Source organism: Aquamicrobium segne (assembly GCF_042656785.1).
GTDB classification, from domain to species: domain Bacteria; phylum Pseudomonadota; class Alphaproteobacteria; order Rhizobiales; family Rhizobiaceae; genus Mesorhizobium; species Mesorhizobium segne.
This window is the reverse complement of the sequence record NZ_JBHSLL010000048.1, coordinates 1-1,143: the sequence shown is the minus strand read 5'-3', so window position 1 is coordinate 1,143 and position 1,143 is coordinate 1. Positions and strand designations below refer to the sequence as shown.

General features: G+C 59.2%; 1 protein-coding gene. It reads right to left on the bottom strand.

The window, feature by feature from the left end; translation table 11 throughout:
• Positions 1-1,143 (bottom strand): BID domain-containing protein (locus ACFPLB_RS13195; protein ID WP_378230352.1); only part of this gene is annotated, 1,143 nt, incomplete at both ends.

Below are 1,143 nucleotides of genomic sequence, written 5' to 3'. Positions count from 1 at the left end.
GCTTATCGGCGCGACCGGCGAGCAGGCCAGTTTTGCCCTTGAGCACCCCGAAGCTTTCCGGATCATCGGCGATCTTCGTCAGCGCATGTTTGGCATGTTCCGGATCCTTCAACATGGCGTCGACGTTGACTGCCATAAAGGCGGCTTCCGGATTTGCGTATACCAGACGAAAGCGGCTGGAGACTTCCTCCCATTGCGTCTTGAGGGTCGGATCGGCGGTGAGCTTGTCCTCGGCCGCCTGCTCGATAGATTTCGGGAACACGGTGATACCGGCGACCATGGGTTCGGCTTCTCTGATGCTGCTGTACTGAACCTGCCGATGCGCACCTGGGGCCAGGCCAAGCCGTCCGGCAATGGTCCGCAGCCGCATTCCGAATTCGGCAAGCTTCTGCTTTTGCCGAACGGTCCAGTCGAGCCGGTCGCGAACAATAGTTCTGGCTACATTCATGAGGTTGAGTCCGCGCAATTGGGCAAACCTCAGCGCGGCACGATAGGAAGACGCACCCTCATAATCGAGCGTGGTTTCCTTTGAGCCGTCGCGTGACAGGCGCTCAACGAGCTTCGACATGGCGAGGTCGCGGATATCGACCACATCCCAGGAATGGCGCTGGACCGTTTTGCCATCCGGCAGAACGATTGGCTCCGAGCCCTTGTGTTCGAGGCCAATGCGATCACCGATTTCGGGCGCGGCCTTCGTCATCGCGCGCTTGAGGTCGACGCCCCAGATCGTGTTCTGCTGGCCGTCGCCATTTTCCAGCGTCACGAAATAGCTGTCGCGGTTTTTAGGTTTGTTCTCATAGGGCGCAACTCCATGATCCATGAGGATACCGCCTGTTCGGGCAAAATCGCCAAGGGGCACATAGAGCCGGGCATCGTCGCGATGCCGCGTCAGCGCCACATAGGTGAGATGCCGATCGAGCGAACGCGACGCCAGCACCTTCACATCATCGACCGTCGCACCCTGCGACTTATGAACGGTTGTCGCATAGCCATGGTCGAGATTGGCATAGAAGCGCTGCTCAACCGTGACCTCACGGTGATTGTCACCATCCCCAATGCGGGCAACGATCCGGTCGGGGGCGGCGTCGACCACTTTCGCCAGCATGCCGTTCTTGACGCTGAGCGAACCTTCATTCTTGAGGA